Here is a 26,165-nt window from a genome sequence, read left to right as displayed (position 1 = left end):
ATAATCGAAAGAAGGACTAAGGGAGGTGTCTATAAAATGAAAAAATCCGCATAAAAATATGCGGATGATGCGTTTATAGAAAAAGCGTGGCCCGGGAATGGACACGATCCTACCTGTACTCACGCTTCCAGCTGCCAATACCATTCCCCGTCCGACTCGCCGGTCCGCTGGAATCCGGCTTTCTCAAGCACCCGGATCGATGCTTGATTTCCGGTCGAGCATGACGCCGTGATTTTCTTTACACCCGGCTGCTTTAACCCCCAGCGGACGATCGACGACGCCATCTCCGAAGCATAGCCGTTTCCGCGATATTCTGGAAGGATGCTGTAGCCGATGTCCATTTCCCCATTCTCATCGGGGCCGCCTTTGAAGCCCATATCTCCGATGATTGTGTTCGATTCTGTATGAATGATGAGACCTTCCCATAGATTCTCTTCCGGATATTCGTGAAATCGTTCGATTTTGTACGGCAGCATCTGCTTGTACAATTCCATCGGATAATTCTCCGGAACCTCACAGCCCGATGCTTCCTTAAGCCGGGTGTTACTCTCAAGAGCAGCGTTCATCATATCCAAAGTAAAAACCATCATCGTCAATCGTTCCGTTTGGTATTGATCCATTTGTCCTCCCCCTATTCCACGCTTACCGTCTGCATAACGACGGGCAGCAGATCCTGTAAGTCATTAATGATATAATCCGCTTCGGCAAGTTCTTCTTCCTTGGCAAAGTCAAAACGGCAGCCGACAGAAACCAACCCGTTTGTCTCTGCCGCCCGAATATCGGAGAGACGATCACCGACGACTACTGCGTCCTTTAAATCGTATTTGTTCACGATTTCCTTTACCAGGTCTGCCTTATCGAGAGAATCGATTTGTTCAATGCTGAACGTCTCCGTCACCCATTCATCCAAACTGTAACAGCGAACAATTGACTGAAGGTAGTCGATCAGACCGTTGCTGGCTATGAATAAACGGCAGCCTTTCTCCTTCAGCAAACGCAGCGTCTCTCCAGCATGAGGGTAAAGGGCCCCGTTCCCTTCTTTGATGTGGTGAAGGAGCCTGGCAAGAAAGAAAGCATCCGTCAAACGTCTGTCCTCTTCGGAATGATCCGGCATCAGGGCTTTCCATACTTCCGGAAGCGGCACACCCATGATTTCCCGATACAGCTCAATCGGTGTTTGTCCTTCCCATTTTCCGGAATTCCTCAAGTAGTCGAAAGCATCATCCAGTGCTGATTCCAATACCAGATTCGTTTGAAACAAGGTTCCATCCATGTCAAAAATCACGGCTTTTTCCATTTTCTAATCCCCTTTTCTTTATACTAAGAATTTAGTGAACCAACCGATATAATAAGCGCCCGGTATAAACAGCAGTTGGGCAAGCAGCGTTCCCAGAAGCCGGGAGGTGATCATCATCAGCGAGACGCTTTTTAATCGGCTGTAATCCCCGCGCTTATGAATGACGTCATCCGCCATGACGGAAATCTTCGGATCGACGAAAACGGCAAGCAGAATCGTCGCGATCCCGTTAATCATCCCGGAAGCCATCACTGCGGTATTGGACCGTTCAGGGACGAGCAGCGAAGCGTATAGAGCAGACAGCACGCCGATGGTATAGACGGCTGTGACAACCATGTTGATGAAGAACAAGCGTTTCGGGATACGTGTGAACGATACCCCTTTCAAATAAGAGCGCTTCGGTATATGCATCAAATGAAGACCGCGCTTGATGTACTGCGGGGTGAGAAGCAGTTTGATCAAAGACGGCACCGAGCCTCCCTGCTTCGACAGCTGAATGATTGCCCGCGAGAACAGGGCGATGAATGTCGGCAGCAGAATAATGCCAAGCAGGGTACCTAGCGTTGACGCTCCGATGATGACACGGAATTGATCTTCGATAAAACCAAGCGCGTTCCCGTCCGGAGCCTTATCCACCAGACTTCCGGTAAAAGGCTGTTGGAGCATATTCGCCATCCGTGACACGATGACCATCAGATTGAACAAAGACAGGGCCGCCGCGATCATCCCGACCCGCGCCCCTGACAGCCGGACTGCATAGGCAAGGGTCTCGATCGTATGAATAATTAAAATGAACAAGGAAATATACAAGACTTTCGCTGTGATGAACGCCATCTTTCCTTCTCCTCTTTCTCTGTGTTTTACTAAGTATTAAAAGGAATGAAACCTTGCCATCAGAAGCGTATCGTAATAGCCGTCTGCGAGACGTTTATCTGCCCGCAGCCTGCCTTCTTCTACAAAACCATATTGCTTATACAGCTCCACTGCTTTTTGATTGGCTGCGAGGACACTCAGCGTAAGTTTAACAATCCCGCTCCTGTCCGCCCAGGCAACAGCTGATTCAAGGAGTCCCCTCCCAATCCCACATCTCCAGTACTCCTTGCTTACGGCAACACCGAACTCCGCCTGATGGGCTTTCCTTTTTAAATCCATCCCTTCACACCGTGCAAAACCGACCAGTTTCCCTTCTGATTCTGCAACAAGAAACAAACGGTTCTCCGCTTCTGCATCCTTCTCAATCAACTTACGGAAGCCTGTCTCATCAAGGAACGCTTCCCCCTGTTCCCGATCGAGGTATTCCGTCTCCCCATCTATCTGATAACGTAAGGCAGACAACTCTCCCGCATCCGCCACTTCGGCCGACCGGATCGTCCACCGGCGTACGTCATGCTTCATCCCATATCCCTCCTGCGCACCAGACTGTCCAGGTTTTCAAGATCGCCGCTCCACCGCGTCACCCGTTTCGTCTTCGGAAGCAACCCGGCTTCTGACTGCAGGAACTTCCGTTTCTCCACCTTTTCGAAATGTCTGTTCCAACGAAACATCCGCAGGAAAATTTTCAGAGAGGGACGATAATTGGCTGATTCCAAGCCTGCTTTCTGACGGAAGAAACGGCGGATAATCCGCCAGGTTCTAAGCATGTATGGCGGATCCAACATAAGGACGACATCCGCTTCGAAGAACGTATCCTCCGTCCAGTCCCCTCGGTGCACCCCCTCGAGGATCCACTGATCTTCCACCAGAACTTGGTGAAGGCAAGCATCCCTCTCTTGCGGTGTACGCCGACGGTCTGTCCCGCCCCCTCTGTCCCATACAAGATTATCCATTTCAATATAGGGAATATGTAAATATTCGGAAAGTTCCTTAGCCAGCGTCGTCTTCCCGCTTGCCACCGAGCCGATAATCCTGATCTTCTTTGTAGCGTCATCCATTCTGCATCTCTCCACCCACTAGATTCCCAGACTCTTTACAGAAAGGAAAAAGTCTATGATTACAATTCTGATCGTCATTCTCATTCTATTGAACACAGCCGTAGCCACTTTTGTGAAAAGGAATAAGAAAAGCTGGCTGATCACCGGAGCCCTTCTGTCCACAGCAGGCGCTGCTGTATTCTACTTTCTTATCCGGGCGGCGCTCGCTCTTTTTGTCACCCGCGACCTTGACGGAGCGGAACACGTCTTCGGAGCGATCGGCGCGATGGTCCTCTTCTTCAACGGACTGATCATCATGGCAGGCGGCCTGCTGTTCAAGCCCAAATATTACCCAAAAGATCTTCGTTGATCCACTACCGGTTTCTCTGCTGACGCTCCATGAAAAGGAAGCCGACAGCACCGATCACCAGCTGCTTCTCGTCCTCCCGAAGCTGTCCGGAGAGTCCGACGATATCATTATCGATATCCCGAAACAGTTCCGTATATTCATGCGGGAACCTGCCGTTATAAAAGTCCGCCCAACACCGCCCTTCTTCGTCCACCAGGTTGAAATCACCGGAAAACCCGGACACCTGAACAGACAGAAGTTTGTTTCCATCGGTTCCCCTGAGCTCCCCCTTAATATGGACAAGGCTTTTGAATTCTTTCTGTATGTAAGACCCGAGCGTTTCCCCATCCCGGTCGTAAATCGTTACGACCGTATCTTTAAACCCTTTTCGACTCCAGGAGAGGATTCGTTCCCCTGTGTTGGAGTAAAATCCGAATGTCGCCGGAAAGAATGACAGCACCGATTTTCGATAGAGGATCAGAGGGCGCACCCACCAGGCGGCTTTGTCTAGCTTCCATCCGCCCAGATAAGCGCCGTTCTTTTCGAAGATGAGCAGGCGGGGGAACCATCCGGCATCTCCTTTCAGCACAAGATGATCCACCTCTGAAAGAGAATTATTCGATTCCGGTACCTCCACTTTCTTTACTTTGTTATATTTCTGTCTGCTGGAAACCACCATACTGCCCATGAATAGAAGTGGGAGCGCAAACACAGCAATATTCAGCCACTGCTCCGCTGTTCCCGGCGGTCTCCATAACACATAGACAGAGAGCACGGCCAAAAGAATGACGGACAGCAGGGCGGCCAGTTTCTCCCTCCGTTTATACATCGTTGCAAGCATTCGTTCACGACCACCTTTTTAGAATTTTCAATATTCCACCTTTATCCAATGTAGCATGGTACGGTGTCTAATGGAATAGTAAAAAAAAGCAGGGGACCCTTTCTCGGGATCCCCTGCCTGAATCGTTATCGTATCCTGTTTTCCACCTGCATGATCCAGTTCAAGTCCGCCTCCAGGTGCAGCAGCAGCCCGCTCATCCATAGGTACGTATTCTCGTCTCCCTTCATAAGGGCTTCCGTCTTCGCGGACGTCAGTTCCATGACCCCTTTAAGGATCACTTCCTTCTGATTCTGGAGCATTTTATCTTCGTCCTGAAAACCGATTCTGCGGGAGCAGTTCCATTTGAAAAAGAAGTCGTCCTTCGTCGAATGATAAGGCACCGGTTCCAGCAGCCACTTTTCCACCTGGTCCTTCCCCTTCTGCTCCAATTCGAACAGCTTCCTGTCCTGATCATCCAAGCCCGGAGACGATACCAATTCGTCCCGGATCAAACGGTCGAGCGTCGTGTAAATCTGTCCTGGATTGACTTTTCCCTTCATACCAAGAAGGGAGTCCATCTCCAGCTTCAATTCGTAGCCATGATGTCTCTCTACATATAACAAAGTTAAAATTCCATATTTAACGGACAATGTATCAACCTTCTTTAAGTGATGCCTGTACATCGATTTTACTTGCCGACCGGCTTGAAATCCACGCCGCGCCTATACTTAAGACAATTCCGGCAGCCAGCGCCACCATCATCGTCGGTACAGGGAGGCGGAACGTCATAAACCCTTCCATCAGTTCGGATTTACTCGTCGCATAGATGAAAAGCACCCCAGACAATAAACCGCCTGCTACGCCCGATAAGCCGATGAGGAGCCCTTCGGACAGAATCATCGTCTTCACCTGCTTTTTCGTAAAACCGAGCGCTCGCATCGTTCCGATCTCAAACCTGCGCTCGTACGTATTCATCAACAGCGTATTGGCGGTACCGACACTTGATAAGGCAATGATGATGACCATCAATAACAGGATCAATTCATTCATCCCTGTAATAGCGGAAGTGGTGGACTGAATTTCTTCCTCTGCTGTCTGCACCTTGGACAGATGCTCCCCGAAATCCTGCCACAACTGATTGCGCAGCGCCTGGTCGGCGTTGTTCGTTACCGTTAACAGCATATCATAGCTTTGGCTCCAACCGAATTCATCCGCCAAGTTCTCCTCCTTCATGAAAGCTGTATAGCCGGCATGATGGGAGGTTTTCACGACGTCGACCACTTCGTACTGCTGCTCTCCGTTCGGAGTGTTCATCAAGATGGAGTCCCCGATCTCCCCGCCCCATTCATCAAAGGCCCGTTCACCAAGCGCAATCGTAGATTCCTTTTCCAGGGAGGCATAGGTGTCTTCTGTCCCCTTTTCTTCAAATAAGACGGGGCCTTCCTCCCTCACAGAAAGCACCGAAAACTGCCGCCTCTCTCCTCCCACGGTTTCCCATGTAATCGGAGCAGCTTCCGACAAAGGCTCTACATCCGTAATTTCCTTATACGTAAGCAGTTTATCCACATCATCCTGCGTCCACGGAGCCTCTGAAGTGATTCTCATATCCCCGCCGTACGTACTCGTAATTTCTTTTTCATAACCTTCCGGCGCTGTTTCAATTACGGCACTAAGTAACAAAATGATTGCTACTCCAACAGCGAGGATCGCAGCGGTATTGGCGTTTCTGTTTATCTGCTGATACAGATTCCTGACAGCCACTACACCCGGATAGTGAAAAAATGACCGGAATAAAGGGGCCGTCAGTTTCCCTATCCCCGCTAACAAAAGCGGGAACAAGAGAAGGACACCTGCAATTCCCGCCGCGTAGGAAATTGGATGATCGATGAAAACACAGCAAATAAGCACAAGTCCTGCGAGCCCTCTTCCTACATAGCTTGTTGATGAAGGCTGTTTGACACCTGCTTCCTTCAACGCCAATAAAATAGAAACCTTCCCCGCGTGATAGATGGGAAAAAGAGAAAACAACACAGGATAGCAGAGACTGAGCAGGAAGGCGGTCAAAACAGGTCCCTTCCAATTTAACGTGTAAACCATATCGAATTGGAATACTTGCAGAAGCGCCCCCATGAATGCATCCCCCATCCAAATACCAAGCGGTACCCCGACGAAGGAGCCGATTAAAGCGAGAAGCACCATTTCAATAAGAACCAGTTTGGAAACAGAACCCTTCGTGTAACCAAGGCTCTTCATAATGGCGAATTCTTTCTTCCGCTCAATCACGCTCGTATAAATCATATTGAACACGATGAATCCGCTGATAAATATGGCAAGTGCTGCAATGATATAGAAGAAGGTGTACAGCCCTCCGATGTCATTACTCTGCAGATCATCGGCGACGACAGGTTCGATATAGGCGCCCGTCCCCTGGAATTTCTCCTGCCATTTCCGGAACAGCGCTTCCCCATCCCCATCTGTTTGAAAACGAACATAGGACAGCGCATCTTCCTCCCCGGTCCACTCTCTTAACAGGTCAAGTGGAGCCATGACGCGGAAGCTGCTAGATTCCGCCCCTTCCCAGTCACTTGGACTGGAGAGCAGCTGGGTATATTCCGTAATGGCAGACACTTTCGCCTCTCCCATGCCTGTGAAGCGGACGGTATCGCCGACTTCCTTATCCAGCAGGGCTGCAACCGGTTCCGGAAGGACGATCCCCTCATTATCGAGCTCACCCTCTATTACAGGAATCTTCAAAAGAGAACTCTTTTGATCATCGACGCCGGTAATCCGGACAGACCTCTCATTAAGAGTACGATCCCCCTCCAATTCGAAGAAGGTCTGCTTATCAAGTGCATGCAGCGTCTCTGTAACAGCCGGATCATTCTCCATTGGAGCGATCGTGGATTCCGGATACGTCTCCCCTTCGCTCAGCACCCAATAGTCCGCATCCGCTACATACATATCTTCGTAATAGTCAAAGACGTCTTCCGTCGTTTCATTCGCGATCAACATCGCCGTCAACATCATCGTTCCAACGATAATCGCAAGCAGGGTAAAGAAAAAGCGCTTCTTGTTCGACGTCGTATTACGCCATGAAATCAGCCAAGTATTTAGCATAGTCCCGATCCTTCCTGGATATGACCTGATCGACGACCCCGTCACGGAAAAGAACGATTCGATCCGCAAAACCCGCCGCAAAGATATCATGGGTCACCATGACGATCGTTTGTTTCTGTTCGCGGTGGAATTTGGAAAACAACACGAGAATCTCTTCCGCCTTTTGTCTGTCCAAATTCCCGGTCGGCTCATCCGCCAGCAGGACAGCCGGGTCATTGACAAGTGCACGGGCAATGGCGACCCGCTGCTGCTGCCCTCCGCTCAAAAGGTTGGCCCGTTTCTTATGCAGTCCCTCCAACCCTACCGATTGAAGCAGCTCATGGACGTATTCCTTCTTTTCTCTCGTCAGCTTCCCATCTGCATGGAGCGGAAACGCGACGTTCTCCTCCACCGTCAAGGTCGGGAGCAGTTGATAATTTTGAAAGACAAACCCTAATTCTTTTCTCCTGAAGATCGTTCTTTCCTTCTCCTTCATGTCATGCAGCGGACGCCCCTTCACATGCATCTCTCCGTCTGTCGGCGCATCCAGCCCTCCCAACAGCTGCAGAAGCGTACTCTTCCCCGACCCGCTCGCCCCCATGATCGCGACGAATTCTCCTTCCTGCACTGACAAATCGACGCCTTTCAACACGTCCACTCGCTGCCTCCCCTGGACAAAGTCTTTCGTTAAACCATTAACTGTAATCATTAACAATCCCTCCCATCTTTATCTACGCTCATTATATACTAAGTATATATAAAAGGGTAGGAATAATCCTAGAATAATTATCTAAATGTGACAAATAAAGAAATAAACCATTATACTAAGTATGCACGCAAATTAGTTTTCTGTTAAATTTTGAACCCTTTTGTGTTGTCCGGACGTAGGTATAAAAAAGAGGAGGAGAGGCCCTATGTTTAAGAAATTCCTGGCAAGTGTCGGCGTCGGTGCTGCGAAAGTGGATACCCAATTGGAAAAGAATCAATTCGTTCCCGGGGAGGACGTGCGTGGGAGAGTCGTCATTAAAGGAGGAGATGTCGAGCAGTCGATCGATTCTATCCATATGTTTCTGATGACCGAAGCGGTGCGCGAAGTAGATGAAAAGAAAGTGAAAGAAAAAGTGGCGCTCGAGAAATACTTGATTGCAGACAACGAAACGATCGGGGCAGGCGAAACGAAAGAAATACCGTTCGTCATACAAATGCCATTTCACGCTCCCGCTTCCCACGGCCGCCTGCCGATCTGGTTTGAAACGGGACTGGATATTCCGATGGCACTGGACCCGGGTGACAGGGATCCGATTAAGATCGCTCCGCATCCGTCCATCCAGAAAGTGATCGAAGCACTCGAATCCATCGGCTTTCACATTAGGAAAGTGGATATGGAGGTATCGAAACGCCACGGGTACGTCCAGGAATTCGAGTTCGTTCCTAACGGGGAATACCGCAGCTACCTGGACGAATTGGAGGTCATCTTCTTCCTGAACGAAAATAAACTGGATGTCATGCTGGAAGTGGACCGCCGGGCCAGGGGGCTTAAAGGGCTGTTCTCAGAAGCGTTGGAGATGGACGAGAGTATCGTGAAAGTATCCTTTGACGAGCAAGAACTTCAAGAAGGAACGACAGCGATAGCCGGTAAACTGAGGACATCCATCGACCCCCTTAAACAATAATACTTCCCATAAAAAAAACGTCTGAGAAGCCAATTCTCAGACGTTTTCCTATCCTTTTAAAAACCGCCGTTCTGGACGACAGCGATGACAACGAAGAGGAGCACACAGACGGCATTCGGTGCCCCGATCAGCAGGAAGCGTACCGTCCAGCTGCCCCTTGCCTTCCTCGTCTCCTTGTCCCCGGAATGATAATTCGCTCTGTTCCGATCCCCGCTGACGAACACCCCCGCAAGCAGACCGGCAAGCAGAAGAGGCACCAGCGCGAACCAGCCGATGATCTGCACTGTCGTTTCCCAACGCTGCGTGAAAAAACCATAAATAAGAGCCAGAAGGGTACCGATCAAACCTATTCCGATGTATCGCACACCGTCCACTCCTTCCTATCCCAAAGAAAGACGACCTCCTCCGTTTAGGAGACCATCCTCCCTTAACAAAAGCTATGCTTGATATGCCGGTTGTGTGCCCGGATTAAAGCGATCCCGGGTCCTTTTTTATTGTAGAAATTCCGCCCATTCCCGGTCACACGTATCCGTATTCTCTATCCAATAATCCAGCCGGTGATGGTATTCCTTGATTCTTTTCCTTGCATGGCTTGTAAAATCCATCCTGCCATATTCATAGACCAGAGCTGTTAACTCATAAATCGGTAACCCTAATGCATGGGTTCCTACGTGCACAGTTGCTCCAGCATGGCCGACAGCTTGACATAGAGGGGCATACGCAGGATCCGCTATTTCTTTGGAAGCGGCATGCGCATCCAGGATGGCTCTCTTTGCTTCCGGCATCTTGACAGCTCCCCGCGCCCATTCATCGCAGCGCTCCAGACAGATCCTCGGCCTCTCTTCCTCCGGGTATCGATCCTGCAGGCGTAAGAGCGGAACACGGGCACTCTCCAACGCCCACATCACAAGCGTTCTGCGGGGCTGTATGGCCATGCGATCTCTTAATGACTGTAAAGAAGGGCTGTTTCGAGTAAATAGAAGCTTATTTTTCCTGTCTATATTTCTTTTCACATCAGAAAATATGTCATTCATCCTATCGTTCATTCCCTCTTATGAAATTCCCTGCCCCTTTTGCTAACCATACCTGCGTTTTGTTGTCCTCAGCCGTTCGTTCGACCTTGTTTATAAACTATTCCGCATCCCTGCCTGTGAGGGTTTTGATCTTTCTGCCTTCCTAAGTTAAGAAAACCGCACCGTTTTTACGCGATTGCAATTGTTAAATATTACCTTTTACCAACTGTTGTTTACCTATCCCCATCTTCACGCTCCCTTAAACACCGGCAGATTTGTCTAGATTGGATGGAATATCTATCTCTTGAAGCTTTAAATACGATTGATGATGACTACCACAATTTAGAAAAAATTGTCATCAACGAGATAGATTTTAATCGGCCAAAACATCCTCTAGACCGGAAACACAAAGATTGCTGATAACCATTCTTTTTCATTTTCCCCATCTTGTGTACCTACATTACTTTTGATAGCATCTATTGATGTGGGAAAGGAGACCTTATTTTGAAACGTTTTTTATTTATAATTTTATTTTTATCACTTATTTTATTTAGCGCTTGTTCTAAGACCAATTCCAATGATACTTCAAACAAATCAACAGAAAATGACCATGAAAAGACTGAAGAATCTGAAAGTGAAAATGTTTTTTCTTTAGGTGATTTTGAAGTTGTTAACTCAAAAAAAGAAATCGGAACCTTGGAATCTGGCCCAATATCGGTAAAAGTCCACGCCATCTCATTACAAAGAGGGGAAATGAATAGTAATCTATCAGAATCCCTACCAGAAGGCGAAGCCGAGTTTATTAGAATGGATATGACAGTTATTTCAGAAGAAAAAATTTAACTTTTGACGAAAAGCATTTTCAATTAAAAACGAAAGAAAGTGAAGAGTGGATCGAACCAAATCTCCTAATGAGTGGCAATTTGAGATTCGGCTACAGAGGTCCAGGGGAATATAGGGCTCAAGCCACCTATTTACTAGACGAAGTAAGTATTGAAGATATAAAGTCTATGACTTTACGAATAAAATCTCCGTTGAACGGAAATAGTGAGCGTCTAGGTGAAGATCAAACAGTAACTGTGAATTTTTAATTGATTAGACAAACAAAAGAAATAGGTTCTTGTAAATCTCCCATATTTAGATATTAATAACACGATTAAGTAAGTTATGTCTTAATCCTTCTTTTGACAACAGCCCTCGTTCGGGGGCTGTTGTTATTACAACCACAGTTAAATTTGAATGGACCACGATTCTGATTCCTTATACCAGACTGAAATTAAAGAAAACCATAAGACCCAGATTTAAGAATAATAAAGGGTATTTTTTCCAACCAAGAGCAAAAATACCACTTAACAATCCAAGAAACGGCGCTACAAACAATCCAACAAACATGCTCAACGCAATAATTCCTGAAATGGAAAAGAAATAACTCACATATATTCTGACACCAACCCACAAGAATACAAAGACAAACGCAAAAAAGAGCGAAACCTTAATGAATATGGTCCAATTCTTTTCAATTAATGAAACTGCAACATACCCATAATATCCTTCTTCTACTGAATAGGATCGGTTCACTACAAAAGCATCAAGTAGCCGTTCCATAGTTTTACTTTTAGGTCTTACTTTACCTTGTTCAAAACTCTCATTCATTACACCGGAGTCTATAAGTGTTTTTTCAACGCGCTTTAACATGCTGGGTACGCTTTCTGTTCTTTTAATTAGAAGGTTCATTCTCAGGTGATATACTAGAAGAGCCAAATGAAACCACGTGATTTTTTTTATATAAATGTCTAAAATCCTCTCTAATATTAGCGTCCATGGAAAAATAACAAAATTCTACCCCTTAACAATAAGTAGAACGTCTTTCAACATAATATATTATGCTTTTTAGAACAATATTATATCAAAAATAATTGATTCCCCAACCCTAATCCGCATAAATTGTTTTAATAGAAAGCTAGGAATGACACTCTAATAGAGTTAAAAGATCTTAAACATGAGATATAGGTATGGAATAGATTGATAAGGTAGTACGCTTCCTGTTGATCACCCACTCCGCAAACACTGCCGCCCCTCTACTGATACTCTCGGCACGAATCGAGTGGAACAAGTCGAAGTTATGCTCCGCACCCGGCAATTCTACATAAACAACCGGATGTACAGAGGACCCGGCGATGTGCTGAGAAAGACGCCTCGCCCCTTTTTGGCTCACGTACGTATCCCGGTCCCCGTGCACAAGAAAGAAGGGAGGAGCGTCCTTCGCATCATGATTCAGAGGAGAAGAAAGTTCCTTCTCCATCTCCATTCTTCCATAATACCCGTAGAAGGAGATGGCTGCGGCGATCGTTGTGTCCGCTTCTTCAAAACCCGGCTGGTACACAGGATCATTGACTGTCAGTGCGGCCATCGTGGCCAAATGACCGCCTGCTGAATTCCCTGCTAGGACAATCTTATCAGGATCTATGTTGTACGTGCCGGCATGCCTGCGCACCCAGGCAATCAACTTCTTCACATCGATGAGCGGTTCCGGGAACTCCGCATCGGGAAGAAGCCTGTAGTTCGCACTGATGCAGACCCATCCACGCTTTACAAAGTGCTGGATCATCGGCAGCGATTGGGTGCTTTTCTTCCCGCTGACGAAACCGCCCCCATGCAGGTGAATCAAAACAGGAACTCGATCCGGACAACGTTTGTGCCGGTACAGATCCATGCGGTTGCGTGAACCCTTATCCGCATAGGCAATATTGCGGGTCCTCTTCACTCCTCTCCATATCCGGAAAGGACCGAGGAATGCACGGACGGAAAAACTGTGCCTGATGGCGGCTTGCGCACCGGTTCGGCGCCATCCTTCGAGGTGTTCATCAAAAGCATGCCGGAGGATGGACGCTGTTTTTAAACTTTTTGAGATGCCCCATAGGACGGCCGCAGCAGATGCAGCCATGATCACGAAGGAAACCGGGCCGAGAACCGAATTCAAATCCCCCTCGATTACAGCAAGAAAGGTGGATAAAAACAAGAACAACAGCAGATGAAAAGGTAGCTCGGTAAACATCAGCAGATACTTCCCCGGCGACCGAAAAGGCAGCGCCCACTTTCTTGGTACGACCGCAAAACAGACACCCGACGCATACAGCAGAGCTGTCACAAAGTAGCCCACCGGTTCCACTACGTCACTTCCTTCCACTATACAATGCCCTTCTCTCTATACCATTCAAGAATCTCCGCAGTGATTCCTTCTATTCTCGTTTGGATAAAAAAACAGGATCGCCTCCAATTAAGAGACAACCCTGCGTTTATTTTAGGATACAGCCTTTTCTGATGTTTTGCCTGTGAAGCGGCTATCCAATGCGAGCGGACCGCTGCCTCCGATAAGGAGTGCGATGGACATACTCAGAAGAGCAAGATCGAACTCGACTCCTCCGACGAAGCCTTGACCGATTTTAACAGTGAAGATCGCCCCTAGCATAACGATCATGAACAAGCCGGCGATGACGCGGGTAGCGAGCCCGAGAATCATCAGCGCCCCTCCCAGAAGCTCAATGACGGCGACGGCATACGCCATCACCCCGGGAATGCCGAGACTGTCAAAGAAACCTGCTGTGTTGGATATTCCTCCGGAAAACTTCTGTGCTCCGTGGACGAGGAATATGATTCCCAGAACCACCCTTAAAATAGTCATACTTGTCGTTGTCTTCATTATTATTTCCTCCTTGATTCACTACACTATGTAGTGCTTTGATTTAAAAATTTTTAGGGAAGGGCGATGATGAACATGCCCGTCATCCCTAAAAAGATGATGAAAGATAACAGTGCTGACCCTAATGGAACCGCTACTTTGACCTGCTCGTCCGGCTTAACCAGCTGCTGGATCCTATAATTGACCGCGGTATCGGCAAAAGAAACAGCGAACGAATGCGCCGCTTTTCCTTGTCCATTCCTGACGAGCTTCAAGAGCGCGGCACTCAGATACAAATCATTGTCCATCTGGTCAATCGAATATTGATCGGCTGCCAGCTCCTTACAGACATGATATTGTTCCGCCACCCACTTTAGTATCGGAATATACCAGAATGCTGCGGTAAGGGTCTGGATGAGTAATTTCTTCAACGGATCGAAATATCTTTGGTGATACCCTTCATGATAAACGACCGCACGAAGTTCATCCTTCTCCAAACCTGCTACCATTTCGGACGAGAGAATGATTTTCGGTTTCAGGAACCCGCATGTGAGCGCCATCCACTCGTCACTTTGGACAACGATCAGGTTCTTGTTCCCAAAGCCGGTCGTCTCTCTGACCTCGGTAGTCAACGGTTCATCACGCAGGGCTTCCATCCTCCGGTGAAACCGGTGATGGAGCCGGAACTGCCTTCCGATTTGGATCAGAAAAAGTACAATTGTCGAGATCGCAAGCAGCTGGAGAAGAGCATTCAGCGGCGACACGTCGATGGCCTGCAGCCAGTTGTGACAGACTTTTGCGATGTTTAAAAATAAATTATGGCTCGTCACCACATAGAAGCCGTACCATGACATCTGAGCAATGACCGCACTGATCAACAGAAACGACAGGACAAAAAGAAACTTGAGCTCCCTGATTTTCATTCTACTTCTCCTTATTCAGCTGCTGCACCTTCTTCTCCAGCTTCTCAAGCAAGCCGGGGTCCGCTTCCTCCAAGGCATCCAGCATGTGATTGACGGCAAGCGAACCGAATTCATCCATGATTCCTTTGGTCAGCTCTTTCGATTGATCGTTCAGGAATTCCTCTCTTGTAAGGACAGGAGTATATAACGATTTCCGCTTCTCTATCCGCTTTGTAAGCACACCTTTATCAACGAGACGGTTCATCACGGTCATGACCGTATTGAACTTCGCCTCCTGCTCCTGATCGAGTCTTTCTTTGACAGCTTTGATCGACATTTCAGATCCGTCCCAAAGCACATCCATTACACGCGCTTCCAGCGGTCCAAAGAAACGGTTCAGCCCTTTTTCATTTGTTTTGAACGGTTGAATTTTCATCTCTACACCTCTCAACTACAGATTGTAGTGTAGACTTCCCTCCCCGTCAAGACGCGAATTTTCCCCTTTGACTTTTCACACTACATCATGTAGTGTCTTGGTGAAGGAACTTTCCACTCTTTTTTAGAGGAAGAAGAAGCTTCCACACGATCGATAAGGGGAAAAGTAACAAGCACAACAGCAGAATCCCTGACTGATCATACGTTTACACGAAGGACAGGAGGACAACTCATGAAGAAGCCATGGATATGGATGTTGGTTTTTCTCGGCATCGTAGTCATCGCAGGAATCATCGGGGTCTATGCAGCAACGAATTCCGATGATGATACAGGCTCCGGGGATGCACCATCCGCAGACACCTATGAAGGACAGCCTTATCTTGGAGATGAGGATGCAGAAGTGAAGATCGTCGAGTTCGGCGACTATAAGTGCCCGTACTGCAAAGACTTTACCGCAAATACGTACCCATTGATCGATAAAGACCTCATTCAGACAGGAAAAGCGAAGTTCTATTTCGTCAACTACCCGTTCATCCACGAGGATTCCAAACGGTCGGCTGAATTCGCCGAAGTCGTTTATCAGGAACTTGGAAATGAAACGTTCTGGGAATTCCATGACCTATTGTATGAAAAACAGAACCCTGGTGAAGAGCAGGAAGAAGTCTATACGGAAGACTACCTCGTAGAGACGCTGGAAAGCATTGCAAGCGAGGAAGAAGCACAAACCGTACTGGAAGCGTACCAGAACGGCGAAGGAGAAGATGCCGTCGAGCGCGACTTGGATCTGGTGAAAGAGTGGGGCGTCACCAGCACTCCTGCGCTGTTCATTGACGGCGAGCGCTTTGAAGGAAGCACGCATGAAGATTTCGTACAGGCTGTTGAGGAAGCACAGGGAGAATAATCGAAACAGGCAGAAGGAGCACATCCGCTCCTCTGCCTGTTTTATTTTTTCACTGCTTCAAATGTGATGACCTGATCGGGCTTTGACGGATACACTCCGCGCTTATAATCTGCAGATATCTCTTTCACCTCAAACCCGCACGCTTGCAGAACCAGAGAGAATTCCTCCACTCCGTACCACCGGGTCGGAAAACGCTCCTGTTCACTTTCCATCAGCTTCCCATTTCTCCACCGCTCATACCGATGATGCGAAACGACATACTGACGGATGTAATCCACTTCCACCTGCTTCGCTTCCAGCGTAATCGTATCCCCGTTCGGGCAGTCCCACTGCTTCACAGACACCTTCCCGAGTTGGATATCCGTCTCCAGAAAGACATCGAGGAGCAGTTTTCCTCCTGTTTTCAAATGATGATGAAACTGCCGGAGGGCCGCGATCGACTTCTCCCGTTCATGAATCAAAAGGAACGTCCCGGTCGGTACTACGATCGTCCCGTATTCCTCACCCAGGTCGAAGTCGGTCATATCCGCTTCGAAAAGCTTTGGAGCAACCCCGCTCTGCCGGCAGTTGTTACGGCAGACAGCGAGCATGTCCGGAGACAAATCGAACCCGTCCACGTCATATCCATTTTCAAGCAGCGGAATCAACAGCCGGCCGGTGCCGACGGCAGGCTCCAATAGTCTGCCGTTCACCCCGCCCAGATGGTCCAAATAAAATTCGATATCCCCGAAGGAATGGCCGATCGGTTTATCCAGGTCATACACTTCTGCAGATAAAGAGTTGTAAAATCCGAACATTTCCTCACCTCATTTCAATCCTCATTTTCCAATGAGAGATTTATAAAGAGTAATTTTCATGATTGAATGTAATACATAATTTTACATATCATTCACGAAATGACCTTCCCTTATTTTGTGATAACCAAAAAAAACCATTAAGGAGACTACTATGTTAAAAGGGAAAAAAAGTAAATGGACCATTCTCATACTAGCGGCCGCCCTTGTTTGTCTATCTATTTTCTCCATGTATCAGATGTTACAAAACTATTCCCAACAGGAGCTACATGATAGAGAAGAACTCTTAGCTGCTGTTATGTGGGAAATTACAAACGAAGACAGTGGCCTTGCGAAAGAAGCAATTGATGAAATTACTGTCATAAAAGCGAAAGCCGGCATTCCCCCGTTCAACTATGATGTAGCTGTCAATAAAAAGAATGGAGAACAGGTGCTGTATTCCTGGAAAGACGAAGAGAAAAGTGCTGTTCAACGAATAAATTAAGGAAAGGGAGCATCCTCTATTTAAACTAATACTTACAAAAAATGAACAGCCCGCCCCTCACTGATCTTTCTTCTTGGAATTCGCCGCAAAAATACCGCTGAACAATGCAAGGCAAATGGCAAACCATGTCCAAAAACTCATCCGTATCCCTCCGCTTTCCGACATCTCTCCTTACATATTTCTACAATGGTCAGGAGAAGTCCTCCGGCGAACAGGAATTGGTGATTACATCCTTCCACATGTGAGCCCTCTGTCCATCATCCACGTACATTTCATAACCATTATCCATATAAAACCGGATAGCCTGTTCCCATTCCCGATGGGTTTCCAGCACCAGCTTCCTGTACCCGGTTTGAAACGCATACCTTTCCATAGAGCGCAGCATCCTTCTTCCTATCCCGGACCGCCTGAATTCCTTCACGACAGACATACGCACGAGCCTTGCCGTACCTTCGTCCTCTTTCACCACAGCTGCCGTCGCAATCACCCGGGCTTCAAAGACGGCGATAAGAAATTTACTGCCCACCTTTTGATAGCTCAATAAAATATCATCCAAATCAGGATTCAGAGAATGGTCGATAAAGCCGAAATACTCTTCCATTCCGGCAAGGATCACCCGCTTCGCTTCTCTTTCAAATCGGCTTTCTATTTCCATGATTTTTATATTTTCTGTATCTATCATCGTATCCTCCTTCATAAAAGAGTGCGAGCGAATGGACCATCTCCTCGACCGTTCTCAGAGAATGACATAATGCCCTGCGAGTAAAAGAAGGAGGACAGACACCATAAGCAGGAGCGTTACGACAAACTGCCTGGAGTTCTTAATATACATCCACTCAAGCAGAGCATGGAAACTGTTAAAAGCAACAATCCCACTGATAAATAACCAAAACCAGTTCTCAGCTGTCCGATCTATGCTCCATAACAGGAGGAGAAAGAGGATGAAGAATAGACGACTTCCCCACCGCTCCACTCTCCACGCTTTCGTCGTTGACAGGTCAACCTTGTTTACGCCTAACCACCGGTGGAGGTATTTATCCAACAGATACATAAGCAGACCGGCGCTGATAAAAAACAAAAGAATATCCATACCTATCCCTCTTCTTCCCGGAACAGTTCATCAAGGATACGCTCTTTTTTTTCAAGGAAAGCCCTCGTTATTTGATAGTGATCCGTTTCTTCATAAGAGATCCGTTCGATTTTCCCGCCGTCGAACGAGAGGATATCCGCATTCGGGTAGCCCAGCAGGATCGGGGAATGGGTGGCGATGAGAAACTGGCTGTCCCCTTCTGTCTCCAAGTCATGGAGAATCTTCAAAAAAGAGAGCTGATGTTGCGGGGACAAGGCCGCTTCCGGTTCATCCAGCAAGTAAACCGCCTTCCCTTGGAAGCGGTTCGTAAACAGAGAAAGAAACGATTCCCCGTGGGACTGCTTGTGAAGGGAGCGGCCGCCGTAGCCTCCGAGCGCCCCCACTTCCTCGATATGAGTAGCGAAGTTGTAGAAAGATTCCGCTCGTAGGAAGAAGCCCCTGGACACTTTCGGCATCCACGAAAGCCTGATATAGTCACCGAGGTCAGACGCTGCAGCATGAACATCATACGTGTTATTGCGCCCGCCGCCGGCGGTGTGAAAGCCGCACATATCGGCGACGGCTTCCAGCAGCGTCGATTTTCCGGATCCGTTCTCTCCGACGAAAAATGTCACACGGCTTTTCAGATCGAGATGGTCAAGGCTCCGGATGGCGGGTATGGAAAAAGGATAAGCTTCATAGGATTCGATATTCTCTCGCAGGAGACGGATTTCTTTCAAAAACATATGCTGCCTCCTTTATTGTTGTTCTCTTTCTAATCAAGGGACGGGATAACTGCTTAACGATGAAAACGCCCGCGCCATTTTACCGGCGAAATCAAGCGGCGGTTCCACTGATTGGATGTGCATATACATGACAGTCGGATTCATATACAGCCAATGATTATGAAGCGCGCCCACAACCAGTCCCTGCTGGACAACGGCACGCATAAAACCCGGTATTTCCTCTTCTAATACCGCTACTTCTGCAAGACACAAAGCTCTTCCATTCGTATCAAGGGATTCAAAAGAAAGACCGACAGGGACGACCGCCCGACTAGGACGGCCTTGAACCGCGGCCTGGAAAGTCCGATGCAGCGATACGGTACAGGTCCCGTGTTCCAAGCGGCTCCTGCCGTTTACCAGCTCAGCGAAATGATCACATAGGGAGGATGGCATGAAATCAGTCCTTCCTTCTTTTATTCGTCCATGTATATTCGCTTGCTCAGCGGTTCAGAAGAAGGTGCATCGTTTCTGAACAACCCAATTTTACTTCCTATCTTTCCAGTTCTATGTATTCCTTCACGAGTTTCCAATCATCCGCTTCTTTCCTCCAAACGAACATACACTGTGCAGTAAAGGCGGTTCCCTGGATGACGTTGGTCTCCCTCCCGAGCACGATCCTCTCCTGCCCGTCCTTCCTCTCCCCTATAGAAGCGACTTCAAAAGTCTTCTCCGCCTCATCCATCTGCTTCAAGACAGCTTCCAAGTCATAGTCGTAGAAATATGGATCCGGCTGCAGAATATCCGACCGGGACCAATAACCGACGAAATCCTTGGACATAAACGCTCGTATGCCCACAGCCTCTTTCGTAGCAAATCCCTCATTCCAAGCAGAAAAATACGCGTCCAGTACTTTTTCTATTTTTTCCATAGATATGCTCCTTTCTATGAATAATCTTCAACGGTCGAACCGTTTGACCATGTAATACTGCGCGAATCCCTCCGGGTGATCCTCCAGTGTTCCGAACACCTCGAATCCATGCCGCTTATAAAAGTCCGGTGCCTGGAAGCTGAACGTATCCAAATGGATGAAGCGGCATCCTTTTTCGCGGGCGGCCGTTTCCATTTTTTCAAGCAGCGCACTTCCGTATCCTTTTCCTCTTAATGTTTCCTCCACCCAGAAGAATTCAATATGCATGTGATGCCAGAACATGTTCGCCGTAATGCCTCCGACGATCGTATCGTCGTCCTCTTTCAACAGGAAACTGATATCTTCATTCGGCGTCTTAAGCTCATCCGGCAGCATACGCATGTTATGTTCGATGACTTTCTCCCTTACATAATCCTCCAGTTTTTCTTCTTCTATGATTCTCAATTCTCCTCCTCCTTCCCGATTATGGATAATGACAGAGGGTAAACCCCTGTTTTTGCGCGCATTCCTGCATTTGTTTCACTAGATTGTCATGAGAAGACGCTGTTTCCCCCTGCGTTATTACACGTCCGTCCACCTCGAACTCCTCATAAATGAGAAAGCTGGAGCGATTAATCTTCCTCACAATGAAGGTATTGCATTCATATTCCCCGCTCCTTATATTGGGAGATTGGATAAAGGCAAGAATGCCTTCATAGTACTCCTGATCAGTAATTTCCGACTCGAGAAAAGCCTGCAAATCATCCATCATGTTCCCACCTCCATCACCAGTCGAATAAAGAATGGAGCGCCTTCCCGGCCATTCGGAGCATCCAAAGAAGGAGTCGGAACGGAAGCAGCAGCAATTCAGGGATGAATAACAGAATATCCAGCCAGTCGCCGGAATCAGACTTCCTTGCTTTCTTCCGTTTCCATTTACTTTTCCTATTCATCTCACTTCCCCCTCAATTTGGCAGGAATCCTTCTTTAAAGAAGCCGTACCATTCCTCGCGACCGCGCTCATCCATTACGTTCAATTCCGTAAGAATATCCCGCGAAAATTCCAGCGCCGCACTGCCGTTAGCCGTGATCAAACCGCTGCTGCGAACAGACTGCGCCTCTATATACAAGGAGTCTCCCTCATAAGCAGCCGCCCCTTCCTTCAAATATGCCAATGAGTTACCGGTATGCTTCCGATTATCAAGGAACCCATGCCTGCCGAGGAACGTCGCTGCATCACAGATGGCCGCTACCGGTACATCCAGGTCCAAACAACTCCGTACGAGCGCTTCCGCCTGCTGGTTTTTCTCTTCTCTCCATCCCGTCCCGCCCGGAAATATGACCATAGCAGGAGATGGGTCCAAGCGGTCGCCCAACTGATAATCGGGCAGCACCGTCATACCGCCCATCGACACTTTCGGTTCCTTATCAATCCCCATCGTTTCGATACTGTACCCCGTTCCCGGTTTATTCAACTCCGCCGTTATGTAGCCCACTTCCCAATCCGCATAACCATCTGTAACAAACACGAGCACCGTCTTCATCTGAACCCTCTCCCTTTATGAATCCTGTCTATTAACAATTTATCATTTATTTCATTTTTTTAACATATTTAACAATGGAAAGGAGCCCTCTTCCTTTGAGACAGCAAAAAAGCTTACCCATCAGGATAAGCTTTTTTACCATTATCATAGATCTCCGTTTCACTTCCACACAGCGAGAACCGTGCCAAGAGATACTCCGTTCAACAGACGCGTCGGCTCCCCGACACTGTACAGGTAAAGCGTGTGCATCGCACGCGTACAGGCGGTATAAAACAGCCGGCGCAGGTGCTCTTCTCCATAGACCCGATCCGATGCATCATAAATAAGGACCGCATCGAATTCGATCCCTTTTGCAAGATAGGACGGAAGGACGACCACACCCTGCTCGTATTCGTCCGTGCTTTTCTTAACGAGCTTAAGGTCGTCTACTGCCCCTAGTCCCTCAAAGGCATCCGCGCTTTCCCGAGCCGATTTACAAATGATGGCAATCGTATGGTGGCCTTCCTGTTTCAACGCAGCGACCCGGGACACGATCTCTGCATGCAGCTCTTCCCGGGTATCAAGCGTGGTCAGCGTGGGCTTTTCTCCTTCCCGCTCAAACGCCTTGATCTGTTCCCCTTCCGGCACAAGCTCTCTTGTGAATTCAATGATCTGCTTCGTCGACCGGTAGCTGCGATCCAGCGTAATGCTTTCTGTTTCCTCTGGTCCGTACAACCCACTCAGAAAATCAAAGTTCACCGATTGGTCCGCGTGGGCGAATATCGCCTGATTGAAATCTCCCAACACCGTCATGCGGGCTCTCGGGAACAATCGTTTGATGAACTCGAATTGGAACACCGAATAGTCCTGCGCTTCATCGATCAGCACATATTTGATGGCGTTATTTGACTGGAAGCCTTGAATAAGCTCCTTCAAAAGAAGGTAAGGCGTCGCATCTTCCTGATACAGCTTCCCTTCCTTCAACGCCTCCTTCGTCATTTCACAAATACGGGACCACTCATCCGGTATACGACTGTCGTCCCACAACTTGTCATGGAGAGATTCATCGAAGATCTGACGATACAAGTTCTTGATATGGATGAACTGAAGCGCCTCGATCTTTCGGCGGAGCGGCTTCAACCTTCTACGGACGATCAAACGGGAAAGGACTTCCTGTTCTTTTTCATAAAATTTATACGTGCCGTCTTCGTATTCTTTTTCCTTATCCAGACGAGAATATACCTTCTGGAGATCATCTTTACTGAGCAGCTCGATTTCTTCCTGGACCCACGGCTTTTCCAGTTCCCTAACCTCGATCCGGTCGATCATCTCGAGAAGCCAGTCCTTCAGCTTCTCGATCCTGTTGTTGAAACGGAAATTTGTATCCTCCGTATAAAAGCGCTCGGCGATATCCGCTGCTTTGACCAGCGATTTTCCGCGAAACTTCAGCCCACGGAAAATCATGCCGGAGGACTCCAGCATGTCGCGGTATGTTTTCATCCCTTCAAAGAAAACGGAGGAGGCTTTAAATTGAGCACTTGCCCTTCTTACGCCGTAATCAGGGTCGTCCGTGCATTCCAGCATGTACTCCAGCTGCTCGTAAGGACCTTCCACGGAGAAGGAATCCTGGAGCCGGTACTCCAAATAGTCCTGGAATGTTTCCTGCTCCATATTTTCTTCCCCTAATTCCGGCAGGACGTGGGAGACGTAATTGGAGAACATAGCATTAGGAGAAAAAAGGATGATCTGGTCCGCTCTCAAGTTTTCCCGGAATTTATACAGGAAATAAGCGATTCGCTGGAGCGCGGCCGACGTCTTGCCGCTGCCCGCTGCGCCGTGAACCATCAGGAGTTTCCCTTTCACATGCCGGATGATCTTGTTCTGCTCTTTCTGGATGGTTGCAACGATGCTCTGCATGTGTTTGTTGGAACCCTGGCCAAGAACTCCCTGAAGTATTTCATCCCCGATGGTCACACTCGTATCAAACATGGACTCAATGACACCATTCTTAATGTTGTACTGCCACTTTTTTTCAAGCTCCCCGTGAATGCGGCCCTCCGGTGTGTGATAGGCGGCAGGGCCCGGCGCATAGTCATAATAGACACTTGAAATCGGGGCCCGCCAGTCATAGATGAGAATCGATTCATCGGCTTCATCCGTAATCGTCGATATCCCGATATGAACAGACTCCGCTTCCTCCTGACCCTCTTCTCTGAAATCGATCCGGCCGAAATACGGAACTTCTTCCACCCGCTTCAGCCTTTCCAAGCGGTGGAAGGCCTGTCTGTGCGTTCCCTGACTGACCGACAGATCCTGCGCCTGCTGTCTCATCCCGATGATCGTTTCCAGATAGTCGTCGAACGTATCCATGTTGATTTTCAGATCATCCCAAAAGTGCTTACGGATATGGATCACTTCTTCTTTCCGCTTGGCGGCGTCCGCTTCCAATACGCCGATCTGCCTTGCGATATCTGCCATCACCATATCCAAATATCTCTGTTCTTTCTGTATTTCGTCGCCCAAAATAAGTCCTCCTTTAGAAAAAAACGCATCCGCTATTGACTCCGCGCCCTTTTTAAGTTATAATTTATAATGGATACTTATGTTCAATAATTAAAATAGAGTCACTGATTAAATTTACCATACCTTTCTTCCCTATGCAATACTTTTTGAGAATATAGATAAAACCAGCGGAGCATAGAGCTCCGCTGTTTTTTTAATACCTGTCAACCGCGCTTCGATACCAAGGCCCGCACCTCTTCCACCAACGCTTCCAAGTCAGCGAGCGTATCCGCGGGATCTTTAGAGATAAGGGTGGACATCCGCTCGCCAAAACGGTCCGGCTTTTCTTCCATTCTGTCTATGTTCCATACCATCCACTTGAAAGAAGGATGCTGGACATACATCCGGTTCATGCCGAACAATACGCCCATCAACTTTTTCTGGACAAACGTCACAAGATCATAAAACATCAACCAGTCCCCGCGGACCTTCAGCGCCTGTCGGTTGCTCCAGCGATTCGTCAGCTCGAGGTTTTCAGAAATCATCTTCGCTGCGAGCACATCCGGATAAGCATCCGTCCTTGTTTTCATCCGTTGCCCCTGCGCTTTTCCATAAAGAATCTTTCCATCCTGAATGGAAGACAGGATGCACTGTTTATCATAATCGAACTCTCCGTCTTCGACGACGTCTGTTATGTACCGTTCCACTGTCTCCGTAAGGAAACTGCTGATTTCAAACTTCAGCCCCGACTCGTCGGTGTAGGCTTCCGACCATTCTTCGTCTTCATATGGTTCGAAGCTCAGAATCGATCCACCCACCTCAGAAACCGGGCCGATTCGATCCTCCTCCGTCGGCGGCGCTTTCCAAAGGATGTGCAATTCAATGTCCGAAAACGCATCATCCCATCCGCGCGCGACCGATCCCGCAAGAAAGATCACCTCCACCTTCGGATTTTCCGCGTAAAACGCGGCCTGCGCCTCTGCTTTCTTTACCAGATCCGCTCCCCTCACAGGAAATAATCCTTGTAATAAATGATCGTGGCGATAAGAGCGACGATCGTATAAACGACAGCCGTATAAAAAACGACCGTCGGCCGGAAGGTCTGCTTATCCTTCTCCACTTTGATGCCCGTCTGTGCCTGGGCACTCAGACGGATGGCATCCGATGCAAATCCCCCGGAAGAATTAAAAAAGCCAACGGTGGTAGCCGCCGCTAAACCGGTAAGGAAGGCATAATCCATCACCGCTCCTCCCAAGAAGGCGGCAATAAGCCAGTTGGCCGCCGCTATGGCCACGATTGTCGCTGAAGACCAAAACACATGCTTCATCATCATCCCCCCCTTTATTTTGTATACGTTTGAGTATATTAGATGTTTCAAAATATTCTAAATTCATTGCCCCTGTTATAATTTAGTGTTGATATTATTACAAATAAGAAACTTCCAATTTAACACTCAGTATCGAGTTGTTTTCACATAGAGCTATGTGCTAATTAACTATATTAAATCAATGTGTAAACCATCAAACAAAATATAAAATTACTGAGATAATCAGTAGAATTCTACTACTAATTGCAGCTAAGGAAATATAACAACCTTGACGTACTTTTTACCACTGAATGACAAGAAATACAGCAGTAAACGACAATAATTAACACCATTTATTCTGGTTTAGTTAAGTCCCTGTAAACGCTAAACCAGAGTTAACAGTAGTGTAGCCACTACTGTTAAAACAACCCATCGTATTATTGAAGTTCTCATAATCAGGAATATCGGCTTGCCCTACACCTACTGTAATTAGTAATGCTAATAAAACTACTACTAAAGTAAACTTTATTAATCATAAATTTTCTCTTTGTATAAGAATTACTTTTTATCTCTAGCTAAATTTGTTTGTTTCAGCCTTAACATCGTATCCAGTATATCCGTTATCATAAAAATTACCAAAAGCAGTAGAATAGTCTCTTATTTTCCTGAAACTTGCCCCCCAAGTTGCAATAGATCCTCAAGCATAAATAACAGGTAACTTTTCCCTCGTTCCATTTGACTCCTTATTAAATTAAATCGTAATGTTATGTTTATTTATTA

34 protein-coding genes are annotated in these 26,165 nt (G+C 47.6%); 5 read left to right on the top strand and 29 right to left on the bottom strand.

Annotated elements, in window-relative coordinates; genetic code table 11:
• Positions 1-119: 119 nt before the first annotated feature.
• From D479_RS11970 to D479_RS11950, 5 genes are read right to left on the bottom strand one after another with little or no spacing between them, the layout of a single operon-like run.
• Entirely contained in the window at positions 120-620 is a 501-nt protein-coding gene (locus tag D479_RS11970) for a GNAT family N-acetyltransferase (protein WP_008637373.1), read from the bottom strand.
• 11 nt (positions 621-631) lie between these two features.
• On the bottom strand, positions 632-1,297 hold the full coding sequence (locus D479_RS11965) for an HAD family hydrolase (RefSeq protein ID WP_008637371.1): 666 nt from the start codon (positions 1,295-1,297) through the stop codon (positions 632-634).
• 18 nt (positions 1,298-1,315) lie between these two features.
• Positions 1,316-2,131, bottom strand: a complete 816-nt coding sequence (locus D479_RS11960; RefSeq protein WP_008637368.1) for a lipid II flippase Amj family protein — start codon at positions 2,129-2,131, stop codon at positions 1,316-1,318.
• A 36-nt stretch (positions 2,132-2,167) separates the two neighbouring features.
• On the bottom strand, positions 2,168-2,692 hold the full coding sequence (locus tag D479_RS11955; RefSeq protein WP_008637365.1) for a GNAT family N-acetyltransferase: 525 nt from the start codon (positions 2,690-2,692) through the stop codon (positions 2,168-2,170).
• Positions 2,689-3,228, bottom strand: a complete 540-nt coding sequence (locus tag D479_RS11950; protein WP_008637363.1) for an adenylate kinase — start codon at positions 3,226-3,228, stop codon at positions 2,689-2,691. Before D479_RS11950 ends, D479_RS11955 begins: the two co-directional genes overlap by 4 nt.
• Positions 3,229-3,283: 55 nt before the next feature.
• Here D479_RS11950 and D479_RS11945 point away from each other — a divergent pair, with 55 nt between their 5' ends.
• A complete protein-coding gene (locus D479_RS11945) occupies positions 3,284-3,577 on the top strand; it encodes a hypothetical protein (RefSeq protein WP_008637361.1) in 294 nt (97 codons plus the stop codon).
• A gap of 4 nt (positions 3,578-3,581) precedes the next feature.
• Here D479_RS11945 and D479_RS11940 read toward each other — a convergent pair whose 3' ends face one another.
• The 4 genes from D479_RS11940 to D479_RS11925 form a co-directional block, all read right to left on the bottom strand.
• On the bottom strand, positions 3,582-4,397 hold the full coding sequence (locus D479_RS11940; RefSeq protein WP_008637359.1) for a hypothetical protein: 816 nt from the start codon (positions 4,395-4,397) through the stop codon (positions 3,582-3,584).
• Positions 4,398-4,522: 125 nt separating this feature from the next.
• Entirely contained in the window at positions 4,523-4,999 is a 477-nt protein-coding gene (locus D479_RS11935) for a PadR family transcriptional regulator (RefSeq protein ID WP_241210929.1), read from the bottom strand.
• 31 nt (positions 5,000-5,030) lie between these two features.
• Entirely contained in the window at positions 5,031-7,493 is a 2,463-nt protein-coding gene (locus tag D479_RS11930; RefSeq protein ID WP_008637355.1) for an FtsX-like permease family protein, read from the bottom strand.
• A complete protein-coding gene (locus tag D479_RS11925; RefSeq protein ID WP_008637353.1) occupies positions 7,462-8,181 on the bottom strand; it encodes an ABC transporter ATP-binding protein in 720 nt (239 codons plus the stop codon). The genes D479_RS11930 and D479_RS11925 overlap by 32 nt, the downstream gene beginning before the upstream one ends.
• A gap of 205 nt (positions 8,182-8,386) precedes the next feature.
• On the opposite strand from D479_RS11925, the gene D479_RS11920 reads away from it, so the two are divergent.
• Positions 8,387-9,145, top strand: a complete 759-nt coding sequence (locus D479_RS11920) for a sporulation protein (protein WP_008637352.1) — start codon at positions 8,387-8,389, stop codon at positions 9,143-9,145.
• 56 nt (positions 9,146-9,201) lie between these two features.
• On the opposite strand, the gene D479_RS11915 is transcribed toward D479_RS11920, so the two are convergent.
• Together D479_RS11915 and D479_RS11910 are read right to left on the bottom strand one after the other, a co-directional pair.
• The gene (locus tag D479_RS11915; RefSeq protein WP_008637351.1) at positions 9,202-9,510 is read right to left on the bottom strand and encodes a DUF5316 family protein; all 309 of its coding nucleotides are present in this window, start codon (positions 9,508-9,510) and stop codon (positions 9,202-9,204) included.
• A gap of 126 nt (positions 9,511-9,636) precedes the next feature.
• Positions 9,637-10,080: a putative immunity protein gene (locus D479_RS11910; protein ID WP_206536241.1), complete on the bottom strand. Its 444-nt coding sequence runs from the start codon at positions 10,078-10,080 to the stop codon at positions 9,637-9,639.
• 582 nt (positions 10,081-10,662) lie between these two features.
• On the opposite strand from D479_RS11910, the gene D479_RS11905 reads away from it, so the two are divergent.
• Positions 10,663-11,001, top strand: a complete 339-nt coding sequence (locus tag D479_RS11905) for a hypothetical protein (RefSeq protein ID WP_008637349.1) — start codon at positions 10,663-10,665, stop codon at positions 10,999-11,001.
• A 417-nt stretch (positions 11,002-11,418) separates the two neighbouring features.
• Here the strand turns inward: D479_RS11905 and D479_RS11900 are convergent, their stop codons facing one another.
• The 5 genes from D479_RS11900 to D479_RS11880 form a co-directional block, all read right to left on the bottom strand.
• Positions 11,419-11,853, bottom strand: coding sequence for a hypothetical protein (locus tag D479_RS11900; protein WP_008637348.1), 435 nt, complete (start codon positions 11,851-11,853; stop codon positions 11,419-11,421).
• A 298-nt stretch (positions 11,854-12,151) separates the two neighbouring features.
• A complete protein-coding gene (locus tag D479_RS19960; protein WP_008637342.1) occupies positions 12,152-13,345 on the bottom strand; it encodes an alpha/beta hydrolase in 1,194 nt (397 codons plus the stop codon).
• Between the two features lie 114 nt (positions 13,346-13,459).
• The gene (locus D479_RS11890) at positions 13,460-13,858 is read right to left on the bottom strand and encodes a DoxX family membrane protein (protein WP_008637340.1); all 399 of its coding nucleotides are present in this window, start codon (positions 13,856-13,858) and stop codon (positions 13,460-13,462) included.
• Positions 13,859-13,911: 53 nt separating this feature from the next.
• Positions 13,912-14,760, bottom strand: coding sequence for a M56 family metallopeptidase (locus D479_RS11885; protein WP_008637338.1), 849 nt, complete (start codon positions 14,758-14,760; stop codon positions 13,912-13,914).
• Between the two features lies 1 nt (position 14,761).
• Positions 14,762-15,175 (bottom strand): BlaI/MecI/CopY family transcriptional regulator, encoded by a 414-nt coding sequence (locus D479_RS11880; protein ID WP_008637336.1) that lies wholly within the window; start codon positions 15,173-15,175, stop codon positions 14,762-14,764.
• Between the two features lie 231 nt (positions 15,176-15,406).
• Between D479_RS11880 and D479_RS11875 the strand changes: the two genes are divergently transcribed.
• A complete protein-coding gene (locus D479_RS11875) occupies positions 15,407-16,075 on the top strand; it encodes a DsbA family protein (RefSeq protein ID WP_008637333.1) in 669 nt (222 codons plus the stop codon).
• Positions 16,076-16,116: 41 nt separating this feature from the next.
• On the opposite strand, the gene D479_RS11870 is transcribed toward D479_RS11875, so the two are convergent.
• Positions 16,117-16,872, bottom strand: a complete 756-nt coding sequence (locus D479_RS11870) for a class I SAM-dependent methyltransferase (protein ID WP_008637331.1) — start codon at positions 16,870-16,872, stop codon at positions 16,117-16,119.
• Between the two features lie 151 nt (positions 16,873-17,023).
• On the opposite strand from D479_RS11870, the gene D479_RS11865 reads away from it, so the two are divergent.
• Positions 17,024-17,353, top strand: coding sequence for a hypothetical protein (locus D479_RS11865; protein WP_008637329.1), 330 nt, complete (start codon positions 17,024-17,026; stop codon positions 17,351-17,353).
• Positions 17,354-17,543: 190 nt separating this feature from the next.
• On the opposite strand, the gene D479_RS11860 is transcribed toward D479_RS11865, so the two are convergent.
• The 12 genes from D479_RS11860 to D479_RS19955 all read right to left on the bottom strand — a co-directional run bounded on the left by D479_RS11860 (position 17,544) and on the right by D479_RS19955 (position 25,406).
• Entirely contained in the window at positions 17,544-18,035 is a 492-nt protein-coding gene (locus tag D479_RS11860; protein WP_008637327.1) for a GNAT family N-acetyltransferase, read from the bottom strand.
• Positions 18,036-18,089: 54 nt separating this feature from the next.
• Positions 18,090-18,443: a DUF4181 domain-containing protein gene (locus D479_RS11855; protein WP_008637325.1), complete on the bottom strand. Its 354-nt coding sequence runs from the start codon at positions 18,441-18,443 to the stop codon at positions 18,090-18,092.
• Between the two features lie 2 nt (positions 18,444-18,445).
• Positions 18,446-19,168: an AAA family ATPase gene (locus tag D479_RS11850; RefSeq protein ID WP_008637322.1), complete on the bottom strand. Its 723-nt coding sequence runs from the start codon at positions 19,166-19,168 to the stop codon at positions 18,446-18,448.
• 33 nt (positions 19,169-19,201) lie between these two features.
• On the bottom strand, positions 19,202-19,600 hold the full coding sequence (locus tag D479_RS11845) for a DUF1259 domain-containing protein (RefSeq protein ID WP_008637320.1): 399 nt from the start codon (positions 19,598-19,600) through the stop codon (positions 19,202-19,204).
• 97 nt (positions 19,601-19,697) lie between these two features.
• Positions 19,698-20,075 (bottom strand): DUF4440 domain-containing protein, encoded by a 378-nt coding sequence (locus tag D479_RS11840; protein WP_008637318.1) that lies wholly within the window; start codon positions 20,073-20,075, stop codon positions 19,698-19,700.
• 27 nt (positions 20,076-20,102) lie between these two features.
• On the bottom strand, positions 20,103-20,519 hold the full coding sequence (locus D479_RS11835) for a GNAT family N-acetyltransferase (protein WP_008637316.1): 417 nt from the start codon (positions 20,517-20,519) through the stop codon (positions 20,103-20,105).
• A gap of 19 nt (positions 20,520-20,538) precedes the next feature.
• Positions 20,539-20,826: a hypothetical protein gene (locus D479_RS11830; RefSeq protein ID WP_008637314.1), complete on the bottom strand. Its 288-nt coding sequence runs from the start codon at positions 20,824-20,826 to the stop codon at positions 20,539-20,541.
• Positions 20,827-20,839: 13 nt separating this feature from the next.
• A complete protein-coding gene (locus D479_RS20760; RefSeq protein ID WP_161484894.1) occupies positions 20,840-21,007 on the bottom strand; it encodes a hypothetical protein in 168 nt (55 codons plus the stop codon).
• A 12-nt stretch (positions 21,008-21,019) separates the two neighbouring features.
• The gene (locus tag D479_RS11825) at positions 21,020-21,598 is read right to left on the bottom strand and encodes a type 1 glutamine amidotransferase family protein (RefSeq protein ID WP_008637310.1); all 579 of its coding nucleotides are present in this window, start codon (positions 21,596-21,598) and stop codon (positions 21,020-21,022) included.
• Positions 21,599-21,757: 159 nt separating this feature from the next.
• Positions 21,758-24,100: an RNA polymerase recycling motor HelD gene (gene helD / locus D479_RS11820; RefSeq protein WP_008637307.1), complete on the bottom strand. Its 2,343-nt coding sequence runs from the start codon at positions 24,098-24,100 to the stop codon at positions 21,758-21,760.
• A gap of 203 nt (positions 24,101-24,303) precedes the next feature.
• On the bottom strand, positions 24,304-25,089 hold the full coding sequence (locus D479_RS11815; protein WP_008637305.1) for a DUF4037 domain-containing protein: 786 nt from the start codon (positions 25,087-25,089) through the stop codon (positions 24,304-24,306).
• Positions 25,086-25,406, bottom strand: a complete 321-nt coding sequence (locus D479_RS19955; protein ID WP_008637303.1) for a hypothetical protein — start codon at positions 25,404-25,406, stop codon at positions 25,086-25,088. Before D479_RS19955 ends, D479_RS11815 begins: the two co-directional genes overlap by 4 nt.
• Between the last annotated feature and the right edge of the window lie 759 nt (positions 25,407-26,165).

It is taken from the genome of Halobacillus sp. BAB-2008, from assembly GCF_000328325.1.
GTDB lineage: Bacteria > Bacillota > Bacilli > Bacillales > Halobacillaceae > Halobacillus.
The sequence above is the reverse complement of the archived record's forward strand: the minus strand, read 5'-3'. Positions and strand labels throughout refer to the sequence as shown.

What these genes read in the sequence shown, in the direction of transcription:
- D479_RS11825 (WP_008637310.1), bottom strand. Translation starts at nt 21,598, where the DNA reads ATGAAGACGGTGCTCGTGTTTGTTACAGATGGTTATGCGGATTGGGAA.
- D479_RS11970 (WP_008637373.1), bottom strand. Translation starts at nt 620, where the DNA reads ATGGATCAATACCAAACGGAACGATTGACGATGATGGTTTTTACTTTG.
- D479_RS11870 (WP_008637331.1), bottom strand. Translation starts at nt 16,872, where the DNA reads ATGTTCGGATTTTACAACTCTTTATCTGCAGAAGTGTATGACCTGGAT.
- D479_RS11855 (WP_008637325.1), bottom strand. Translation starts at nt 18,443, where the DNA reads ATGGATATTCTTTTGTTTTTTATCAGCGCCGGTCTGCTTATGTATCTG.
- D479_RS11965 (WP_008637371.1), bottom strand. Translation starts at nt 1,297, where the DNA reads ATGGAAAAAGCCGTGATTTTTGACATGGATGGAACCTTGTTTCAAACG.
- D479_RS11900 (WP_008637348.1), bottom strand. Translation starts at nt 11,853, where the DNA reads ATGTTAAAGCGCGTTGAAAAAACACTTATAGACTCCGGTGTAATGAAT.
- D479_RS11960 (WP_008637368.1), bottom strand. Translation starts at nt 2,131, where the DNA reads ATGGCGTTCATCACAGCGAAAGTCTTGTATATTTCCTTGTTCATTTTA.
- D479_RS11885 (WP_008637338.1), bottom strand. Translation starts at nt 14,760, where the DNA reads ATGAAAATCAGGGAGCTCAAGTTTCTTTTTGTCCTGTCGTTTCTGTTG.
- D479_RS11880 (WP_008637336.1), bottom strand. Translation starts at nt 15,175, where the DNA reads ATGAAAATTCAACCGTTCAAAACAAATGAAAAAGGGCTGAACCGTTTC.
- D479_RS20760 (WP_161484894.1), bottom strand. Translation starts at nt 21,007, where the DNA reads ATGAATAGGAAAAGTAAATGGAAACGGAAGAAAGCAAGGAAGTCTGAT.
- D479_RS11940 (WP_008637359.1), bottom strand. Translation starts at nt 4,397, where the DNA reads ATGCTTGCAACGATGTATAAACGGAGGGAGAAACTGGCCGCCCTGCTG.
- D479_RS11830 (WP_008637314.1), bottom strand. Translation starts at nt 20,826, where the DNA reads ATGATGGATGATTTGCAGGCTTTTCTCGAGTCGGAAATTACTGATCAG.
- D479_RS11945 (WP_008637361.1), top strand. Translation starts at nt 3,284, where the DNA reads ATGATTACAATTCTGATCGTCATTCTCATTCTATTGAACACAGCCGTA.
- D479_RS11875 (WP_008637333.1), top strand. Translation starts at nt 15,407, where the DNA reads ATGAAGAAGCCATGGATATGGATGTTGGTTTTTCTCGGCATCGTAGTC.
- D479_RS11840 (WP_008637318.1), bottom strand. Translation starts at nt 20,075, where the DNA reads ATGGAAAAAATAGAAAAAGTACTGGACGCGTATTTTTCTGCTTGGAAT.
- D479_RS11930 (WP_008637355.1), bottom strand. Translation starts at nt 7,493, where the DNA reads ATGCTAAATACTTGGCTGATTTCATGGCGTAATACGACGTCGAACAAG.
- D479_RS11955 (WP_008637365.1), bottom strand. Translation starts at nt 2,692, where the DNA reads ATGAAGCATGACGTACGCCGGTGGACGATCCGGTCGGCCGAAGTGGCG.
- D479_RS11950 (WP_008637363.1), bottom strand. Translation starts at nt 3,228, where the DNA reads ATGGATGACGCTACAAAGAAGATCAGGATTATCGGCTCGGTGGCAAGC.
- D479_RS11845 (WP_008637320.1), bottom strand. Translation starts at nt 19,600, where the DNA reads ATGCCATCCTCCCTATGTGATCATTTCGCTGAGCTGGTAAACGGCAGG.
- D479_RS11860 (WP_008637327.1), bottom strand. Translation starts at nt 18,035, where the DNA reads ATGATAGATACAGAAAATATAAAAATCATGGAAATAGAAAGCCGATTT.
- D479_RS11865 (WP_008637329.1), top strand. Translation starts at nt 17,024, where the DNA reads ATGTTAAAAGGGAAAAAAAGTAAATGGACCATTCTCATACTAGCGGCC.
- D479_RS11925 (WP_008637353.1), bottom strand. Translation starts at nt 8,181, where the DNA reads ATGATTACAGTTAATGGTTTAACGAAAGACTTTGTCCAGGGGAGGCAG.
- D479_RS11910 (WP_206536241.1), bottom strand. Translation starts at nt 10,080, where the DNA reads ATGGCCATACAGCCCCGCAGAACGCTTGTGATGTGGGCGTTGGAGAGT.
- D479_RS19955 (WP_008637303.1), bottom strand. Translation starts at nt 25,406, where the DNA reads ATGAAGCATGTGTTTTGGTCTTCAGCGACAATCGTGGCCATAGCGGCG.
- D479_RS11920 (WP_008637352.1), top strand. Translation starts at nt 8,387, where the DNA reads ATGTTTAAGAAATTCCTGGCAAGTGTCGGCGTCGGTGCTGCGAAAGTG.
- D479_RS11890 (WP_008637340.1), bottom strand. Translation starts at nt 13,858, where the DNA reads ATGAAGACAACGACAAGTATGACTATTTTAAGGGTGGTTCTGGGAATC.
- D479_RS11850 (WP_008637322.1), bottom strand. Translation starts at nt 19,168, where the DNA reads ATGTTTTTGAAAGAAATCCGTCTCCTGCGAGAGAATATCGAATCCTAT.